Origin of the sequence: Flavobacterium turcicum (assembly GCF_011365745.1) — a bacterium.
In the GTDB taxonomy this organism is placed as follows: domain Bacteria; phylum Bacteroidota; class Bacteroidia; order Flavobacteriales; family Flavobacteriaceae; genus Flavobacterium; species Flavobacterium turcicum.
Window position 1 is genome coordinate 1 of record NZ_JAAOBY010000015.1, and the last position, 8186, is coordinate 8186.

At 29.9% G+C, this 8186-nt stretch carries 8 protein-coding genes; all 8 read right to left on the reverse strand.

The features are described from left to right. Positions 1-206: 206 nt before the first annotated feature. The gene (locus G9Q29_RS14645; RefSeq protein ID WP_166139165.1) at positions 207-1460 is read right to left on the reverse strand and encodes an AbiH family protein; all 1254 of its coding nucleotides are present in this window, start codon (positions 1458-1460) and stop codon (positions 207-209) included. A gap of 181 nt (positions 1461-1641) precedes the next feature. Beyond that, positions 1642-2289: a DUF6000 family protein gene (locus tag G9Q29_RS14650; protein WP_166139167.1), complete on the reverse strand. Its 648-nt coding sequence runs from the start codon at positions 2287-2289 to the stop codon at positions 1642-1644. A 197-nt stretch (positions 2290-2486) separates the two neighbouring features. Continuing rightward, complete coding sequence (locus G9Q29_RS14655) at positions 2487-3188, reverse strand: hypothetical protein (protein ID WP_166139169.1); 702 nt, start codon at positions 3186-3188, stop codon at positions 2487-2489. A gap of 690 nt (positions 3189-3878) precedes the next feature. After that, a complete protein-coding gene (locus tag G9Q29_RS14660) occupies positions 3879-4484 on the reverse strand; it encodes a hypothetical protein (protein WP_166139171.1) in 606 nt (201 codons plus the stop codon). Positions 4485-4649: 165 nt separating this feature from the next. After that, entirely contained in the window at positions 4650-5153 is a 504-nt protein-coding gene (locus G9Q29_RS14665; RefSeq protein ID WP_166139173.1) for a hypothetical protein, read from the reverse strand. A 261-nt stretch (positions 5154-5414) separates the two neighbouring features. After that, the gene (locus tag G9Q29_RS14670; protein ID WP_166139175.1) at positions 5415-5855 is read right to left on the reverse strand and encodes a hypothetical protein; all 441 of its coding nucleotides are present in this window, start codon (positions 5853-5855) and stop codon (positions 5415-5417) included. A gap of 688 nt (positions 5856-6543) precedes the next feature. Further along, positions 6544-7083, reverse strand: a complete 540-nt coding sequence (locus G9Q29_RS14675; protein WP_166139177.1) for a hypothetical protein — start codon at positions 7081-7083, stop codon at positions 6544-6546. Positions 7084-7279: 196 nt separating this feature from the next. Next, positions 7280-7840 (reverse strand): hypothetical protein, encoded by a 561-nt coding sequence (locus tag G9Q29_RS14680; RefSeq protein WP_166139179.1) that lies wholly within the window; start codon positions 7838-7840, stop codon positions 7280-7282. Between the last annotated feature and the right edge of the window lie 346 nt (positions 7841-8186).

Consider the following 8186-nt stretch of genomic DNA (forward strand, 5'->3'; position numbering starts at 1 on the left):
TGTTGCAATTCCAGGTTATAATTTTCATTGTATTTTCTGTTTTTTGCATTTTTGGCCGCATAGCCTATAACGTTCCCACGCTTGGCGTCAGTTGCGAACTTCGGAACGAATTATTTTCTGTTAAAGATAATATTTCTTGCGAAATGTAAACGTGAATTTACCACAAAATTCGCAATTGCGCCAAACGTGTGTTAGCGGCTGGCATCTTATGAAATGTTTTCGCAATATTTTTTGTTTACAACTTTGTCACGCATTACTGCCTTATTATTGAAGTTTCTGGATATATTTCTAATAATGTCGCTATAATTATTACCATTTGACCATTCATAAAAGAAAGTTTTGATAGAGTCACAATTATCATTTTCAAACAAAGTGTTTAAAAGCGTCCTGTCTGAGGTGCCGCAAGAGTGACCAAAGAGTAAAATTTGATATTTTCCTGAATTAATAAATTGCAATAGATTTTTATAATTCTCAGTTTCAAGATACTTTATAGATTTGATATTGTCGAGATAAACATTATTTTCTAATTTTTCAATCTCTTTGTAGTCATCATCCAATTCATCGCCAAAACCGAAAATAATTGGATTTAAATGAGAATCGTCAACGCTTCCATGTATGTGAATAATATCTACTCGTTTGTCACGATAACTTCCAAAATTATCGTAATCATTTTTATTGAGATATAATTTTTCAGTACTTGTATAATTGAAATTTAAAAATAATATCGATTCTGGTAGTAAATCAAAGTAGTTTACAGCTGAATCTGATAGTAATAATTTTCTTAACTGTTGTTTTGAATCTTTTAGTCCTATTCTGGAAATAATTTTTTGTTGAAGTTCTTCTGCATCTGAAAGTGAGAAGTTATTATGTTCAATGTCGTCAATAATTGGTTTAAGTTTAGCATATTCAATATTTGTCTTTTCATTTATAGAATTTTCGTTAAAATCTCTGAGTCTAAAAGGAGCATATATTTTTGAACCAATATTATTTGTTATTCCTGTTGTAATTAACTTTTCTAAATATTCCTTTTCTACATTAAGCAAATATTCTTTTAACTCAATTTTAATATTTTCAAAATCTCTGTTTAAATCCTCGATTGTGAATTTACTTTTTTCACTTTTGAAAGTTTCTTTAAGTAAAATATAATATTCATTTTCGATGTCCACCCAATTTTTAAGATTTTTATGATTAGTGATAATTTCTAAAAACTTATTGTTGTATGATATTTGTTTCCCTATATAATTTAAACTTTTAACGAGTACATCATAGCTATGCCCAGGAATCCATTGGCGAGGTACTCGTGAAACTGAAATATATTTATTGCTAAATTTTGTATCAAAACTAGCGGCTTGTACTTCTTTACAGATTTTCTCCCATAAATAATCTAAGAAGTTATGATAGCCAGTTGGAAAGTTATGAGATAAATCAAATCCATTACCTATTAAAATTATTCTATTCATAAAATGATGGTCGTTAAAAGTAATTTTGCGTTATGCTTGCCGCTAACGTTCCGGCGCTTGGCGAGGTTGCGAACTTCGGAACCGATTATTTTCTATCAAAGATAAAATTTCTTGCGAGAAATAGAAGTGAATTTACTACAAAATTCGCAATCTTGCCAAACGCCTGTTAGCGGTAGTATTTTTATTTATTATTTGTCTCTTTCACTTTGTTTATAAACTCAATATAGTTTTCTAAATATTCAGTTTTTATTTCCTTTTCCCAATTTGGTTTGTTTTCGATAAACTTTAGCCAATTTTCTTTATGTTTAGTAACTAAATCGTTTTCATTTATTTTGTCAATATAAGTCAGAGCTTCCATAGCTTCTCTTTGGTCAAACCAGAGTTCCTTTTTTGATAAGTAGTAAGTTAAATAATCTTCTAAATATTCAGATGATTTTTCACTATTTAAGTAAGCAAACATATATGCGTAAATTCTTCCAGCATAACAAACTTCACTTTTTAGAAAATGAATACCAATAATGTCTATTAAATCTGTATAATTTTTAATTATTGCGAAAAATGCTCCAGTTTGTCTTGTCCGCCAATTGAAATCTCCAAGTAATTTTATTACAATTTCTTTAGTGATTTTTTCTTTTACATTTAATAATAATTCAAACCATTCTTGATTATTTTCTTCAAGATTCATGTAGAATGGAACAGTCCAAGTTTTAATAAATTCATCAGTTAAGTCTTCCTCATTTTTGAATGAAACTAAATTTTCAAACGTCGATTTGTGTCTTACAGTTGCGCCAAGTGAGTAAAGTCTGATTTGTTCGTTTAGATTTTCCATTAATTTGTTGAATTGTTTTGGAGCTTTCTTTTTACCGATTTTCGCGTAATATTACCGCTAACGTTCCGGCGCTTGGCGAGGTTGCGAGCTTCGGAACCGATTATTTTCTATCAAAGATAAAATTTCTTGCGAAATGTAAACGTGATTTTACTACAAAATTCGCAATCTTGCCAAACGCTTGTTGGCAGCAGTAAAAATTAATTTCCAAACAGTTCGCTTTCTTCAGTCAATTTAAAATTTTCTACTTGTGTTAAGAATTCCATTTGTGGTTTTATTACGTCATTAAACGCCAAAATATTAAATCCTAAATCTTCAAGATTAACTAAGCACCAATTTTTACTTTCTGGATATAAATATATGCTAGCATCAAATCTTGTATTCTGCATTTCTTTTAAGAATTCTTCTTTAGAAATATTGAATAAATTATCTTCAATATTGTATCTGTAATTATCTTCCCAATACATGATTAGATTTTCATTTTCAGGAATTTTTTCTAATATTAAAGATAAGCTTTCTTTGATTTTGCTTTCTAAAAGTCTTATTGCTCTTGTATTCCAGGGTAATTTTCCATCATTTTTGTAATCATGGTAAGGAATTTTGAATTTTCTAAAGATTTCTTCTGTTGCAATTTCTACAAATCCAGTTTCAGAGTCTTCATTAAATATTTCAGGATAATTATGCCAAATCTCTCTATTGTTTTTTATTTCTGTTTGTGATTTTGCATTTTCAATAAAATCATTAAAAGGAAAATTTTCAATTATGCCAAGTTTCCAAGTTAAACCTACGTAATTGTCAAATTTTGGAAGGAAATTTGAAATTTTCAATGGACGAGAAACATTTTGCCATTTTATAGCACTTTCTAACCATTCGTTAATTTTTGGAGATTCTATTTTCTGCACGTTTTTTGATTTATTGCTGCCAACGTCCCGCCGCCTCATGCCGTTGCGAACTTCGGACCCGATTAGTTTCGGCTAAGATAAATAAACTTGCGAAACGTAAGCGTCAATTTAGGAGAAAATTCGCAATGGCTTGAGACGGCTGTTATGCGTGGGTTTATTTTTGTGGAAAAATTTATTTCTATCTTCTTTTCGGATAATGCTTTTCAAATGTCAGTTTCTAAGTTTCGCTTTCAAGTTTCTGCTTTCAAGTTTCTGCTTTCAAGTTTCTGCATTCAAGTTTCATTTTCAAGTTTTTACTTTCAAGTTTCTACTTTCAAGTTTCTGCATTCAAGTTTCACTTTCAAGTTTCACTTTCAAGTTTCTGCTTTCAAGTTTCTGCTTTCAAGTTTCTGCTTTCAAGTTTCTGCTTTCAAGTTTCTGCTTTCAAGTTTCTACTTTCAAGTTTCTACTTTCAAGTTTCTACTTTCAAGTTTCTACTTTCAAAAACTCTGGCGGAAAGGTAATTTTATTTCTAATTCGTAATGTCTGCGTAAATTCCAAAACTCACGCATAACGTTCCGGCGCTTGGCGAGGTTGCGAACTTCGGAACTGTTTATTTTCTATCAAAGATAAAATTTCTTGCGAGAAATAAACGTGAATTTACTACAAAATTCGCAATCTTGCCAAACGCCTGTTAGCAGTTGTTTTTTTCTATATTAGTTTAATTGGTGAGCAAATTTCTGTATTTTCATAATAAAAAGAAGTCTTTTCATTATTCCCAACTTTTATGTTATATTCAATTTTTATTTTTGCTAAATACTTAAACCAAATTTCATTTATTTTAAATTTTTCATCATATTTAGTAAATCGGTTTATTAGTTTAAGCTCTTCAGGATTTGTCTCTGTATAAATTGTAAAAGTTACTATTTCTTTATTCAATAAGTTATTAAAAAAAGTATTTCCACTTGAACTTCCGCCACCTTTTCTAGCTTCATTAACTACTTCTTTAAGCATTTTTGGATTTAACATCTTATTATAATCTCTACCTTTGAGAAAAAAATTAGAATCAAGTTTATAAACTGATTTTTGGATTATTTTTTCAAAATTATCGCTAATTTCTAATGTTGAACTTGCTGGAAGTGATTTATTGTACTTTTTATTATCTATTTCATATTTAATTAATTCAGCATCATTCGTAGTATTAATTTCAAATTCTCTGAAAGTAATTTTATTTATTGTAATTAATAAAAAAATAAGACTATAATAAATAATAAAGGTTTGTAAAATTTTTTCATAATGTCGATTTATTTTCTTCAATTCTTGAGTCTGCGTTAAAATAACTGCTAACGTTCCGGCGCTTGGCGAGGTTGCGAACTTCGGAACTGATTATTTTCTGTTAAAGATAAAATTTCTTGCGGAACGTAAACGTGAATTTATTACAAAATTCGCAATCTTGCCAAACGCCTGTTAGCGGTTGTTTTTTTAACTTATCCAGCCATTTAATGTTTTTATTCGTTTCCATTTTCCATCAATTTTTCTGTATAAGTATGTTCCACTTTGTCCGCCCAGCATACAATTACAATCTTCAGTAATCTTAATAATCACAGATTGTTTGTCAGGAGAAACAATTGGTAAAGAAATTTTATAAAGTATTTCATATTGCTTATCACAATTTGGAATAATTTCACTGTATTCCATTTTATTCAATCTACGATTAAAATACTTAATCTTTTCCGCTTTGAATTTATGTTCCGTTTGCGTTAATTTTTGGAAATTTACAGATAGTTGCTCAAGAAAAGTAAAGTCGTTTAAATTGTTTTCGAAGATTTCAATTTTATTTGATTTATTACAAATTTTAAATAGAGCTAATTTATCATCTTTGATAATTTCATTAAGTATTTCATATTTTTTGATTTCGCTTGTAAAAGAATACCAGTAATAACAACCAAAGATTATTACCAATAAAAATAAGATTTTTTTCTTCATATTATAAAATACTATATTTTCCGTTTCAGTTCTTTAAAATAACCGCTAACGTCCCGCCGCCTCACGCCGTTGCGAACTTCGGACCCGATTATTTTCCACCAAATATAAATAAACTTGCGAAACGAAAGCGTCAATTTAGGAGAAAATTCGCAATGGCTTGAGACGGCTGTTGGTGGTTCGGCTTTATTTTCGGTTACGTGTTTCCACCGCATTAAGTGAAACACATTTTTAAATTTTATGCTATGTATTCAAAAAATATTATTATTCGTTTTTCGACTTTTGATTTATATAAAAAGCTTTTTTTGCTTTCTCTTTTTGTAATATATTTTCAGCTTTTTGTCGTTCTGCATTTAATGAATCAGAAATCAGAAGAAAACTCCGTTTTAATTGATTATAATTCTCATTTAAGGTCTTGTTCTGTAGTTTTAAGGAGTCATTCTCGTTGTCTGTCTGATAAGCTAAAACTCCAAAAAAAACAGCTATTAAACTCGGAATTGAAAAGCTCAAAATGAATAATTTATTATCAATAGTGAATTTGTTCCACCATTTTAAAAACGGAGTTTTTATAGGTATTATTTTCTCATATACTATCCAATCATTATCTAAATTGTTTTTTAATTCAGATTTATTAACTGTTTTAGTTTCTGATAAGATTCCACCATATCCGTCTGGAGTATATTTTATAATTATGTATTTAATCATTTCAATATTTTTTTTCGGTATTTCGTTCCTCGAAGCTGACCACCAACGTCCCGCCGCCTCATGCCGTTGCGAACTTCGGGACCGATTAGTTTCGGCTAAGATAAATAAACTTGCGAAACGAAAGTGTCAATTTAGGAGAAAATTCGCAATGGCTTGAGACGGCTGTTATGCGTGGGTTTATTTTTGTGGAAAAACTTATTTCTGTCTTCTTTTCGGTTAATGCTTTTTAAATTTCAGTTTTCAAGTTTCGCTTTCAAGATTCTGCTTCCAAGTTTTTGCATTCAAGTTTCTGCTTTCAAGTTTCTGCTTTCAAGTTTCGCTTTCAAGTTTCTGCATTCAAATTTCTGCTTTCAAGTTTCGCTTTCAAGTTTCTGCTTTTCAAATTTCAGTTTCCAAGTTTCGCTTTTAAGTTTCACTTTCAAGTTTCTGCATTCAAGTTTCTGCATTCAAGTTTCACTTTCAAGTTTGTGCTTTCAAAAACTCTGGCGGTAAGGTAATTTTATTTCTAATTCTTAATGTCTGCGTAAATTCCAAAACTCACGCATAACGTTTTGCAGCTACACGAGGTTTGGGATTAAGTACGCCTTAATTTTCGGTTAAAGACTGAAATTCTCTGGTACAAAACCAACTTTAAATTAAGCCTAAAACCCAAATCTCGTGTAACTGCTGTTAGCCGTTCGGTTTTTTATTAATCATTTTCTAAAAATATTTTCCAATATTCGACATCCATTCCTTTATTTTCTTCTTTTGTTTTAGATAAAAATATTTCTAATTCTGTTTCTGAAATCGGATTTTTTTCAATTTGAACAGGATTTTCTCTTTTAATTGACAATTGTTTTAAATCATTTAATATTTGACTGAAATTTTCAATTGAAATTGCTATGTAATTTTCTTCCCATTCTCCATTTCCGTGTTCAGCAATAAAAACTGGCAAGTTTTGATTTTCAATATCAACAAAAATTGGATCATCCATATTATCAGTTGCAATTATAACCCAATTCTTTTTCCAATCTCCATTTTTGTTACCAGTTAAAGACTTTCCATTTTCGGATACGCTATATCCAATTTGTTCTTTTTCTATATTTTCTAATTTGAATATATTTATTTCACCATAACCTAAAGAAATATGTTCTGCTTTTGATATAAAATTCTTGAAGTTTTCATTCTCAAATAATGCATTAAAATTGGGCTTTTCGTTACCATTAAATAGTTTACTAAAAATACTCATTTTTTCTTCGTTTATAGTTTTGTTTTCTTTCGGTTTTCTGTCGCTCTAAACTGACGGCTAACGTTCCCGCGCTACACGCAGGCTGGGATTAAAGATGCGTAATCTTTCGGTTAAAAACAAATGTATCAAACGCAAACTATTTTCAAATTAAGCCCATTGCCCAGCTTGCTTGTAGCGTGTGTTACCAGCTGGCAATTTATTTAAAATTTATACTTTTTAAGAACTCCATTCCAAGTCCACCTTTTGCAACACATAATTCAACATTCTTTCCAACTTTCAATTCATTCCAAATGGTTTTATTTGTTGCTAATCTTTCATAGGTGTTATTTATTTCTACATATAAAAAATATCGATGGGTTTTATACGTTGATTCGCCTAATTCTAAAACTTTAAAATTACTGCATTTAATTTCTCCAATATTTACTTTTCTGTTATATAAATTAGCCAAAGCAGGAAAGCCAAAAATAAATAGCACGAATATTATTCCATTTACAAAATTAGCAGTGTCTTTATTATCTGAAATTATGGTTATTTTTCTATTTACATATCGTAAAAATACCATTGCTATTATTAATCCAATTATTGAGAATATTACAAATAAAATTGTTCCGCTAAAATTATTATCCATTTCGTTAATTTCCACTATGGAAATAAGAGCTATAACCATTAAGAAATAACAAAAAATATTTATCTTTTTTATTTTCTTTTTTTCAGGTTCAGTTAAACTTTTAGGATGTTTTTTATTATAACTTATCACTGTCGCGTTTTTTTTGCTTGCTGGTAACGTCCCGCCGCCTCATGCCGTTGCGAACTTCGGGACCGATTACTTTCGGCTAAGATAAAAAAACTTGCGATGCGATAGCGTCAATTTAAAAGAAAATTCGCAATGGCTTGAGACGGCTGTTATATGCCGCTTAAACTTTTTTCTTGACCAATTTTCAGGTTTCCACTTTTCAGATTCCACTTTTCAGTTCTCACTTTTCACTTTTCAGTTTCAGTTTTCACTTTTCGGTTTCTGCTTTTCGATTTTTGCTTTTCGGTTTCTGCTTTTAAGTTTTCACTTTTCGGTTTCTGCTTTTCGATTTTTGCTTTTCGGTTTCTGC

Excerpts from the sequence above, each read along its gene's own strand:
- G9Q29_RS14675 (WP_166139177.1), bottom strand. The coding sequence starts at position 7,083 with ATGAGTATTTTTAGTAAACTATTTAATGGTAACGAAAAGCCCAATTTT.
- G9Q29_RS14665 (WP_166139173.1), bottom strand. The coding sequence starts at position 5,153 with ATGAAGAAAAAAATCTTATTTTTATTGGTAATAATCTTTGGTTGTTAT.
- G9Q29_RS14670 (WP_166139175.1), bottom strand. The coding sequence starts at position 5,855 with ATGATTAAATACATAATTATAAAATATACTCCAGACGGATATGGTGGA.
- G9Q29_RS14645 (WP_166139165.1), bottom strand. The coding sequence starts at position 1,460 with ATGAATAGAATAATTTTAATAGGTAATGGATTTGATTTATCTCATAAC.
- G9Q29_RS14650 (WP_166139167.1), bottom strand. The coding sequence starts at position 2,289 with ATGGAAAATCTAAACGAACAAATCAGACTTTACTCACTTGGCGCAACT.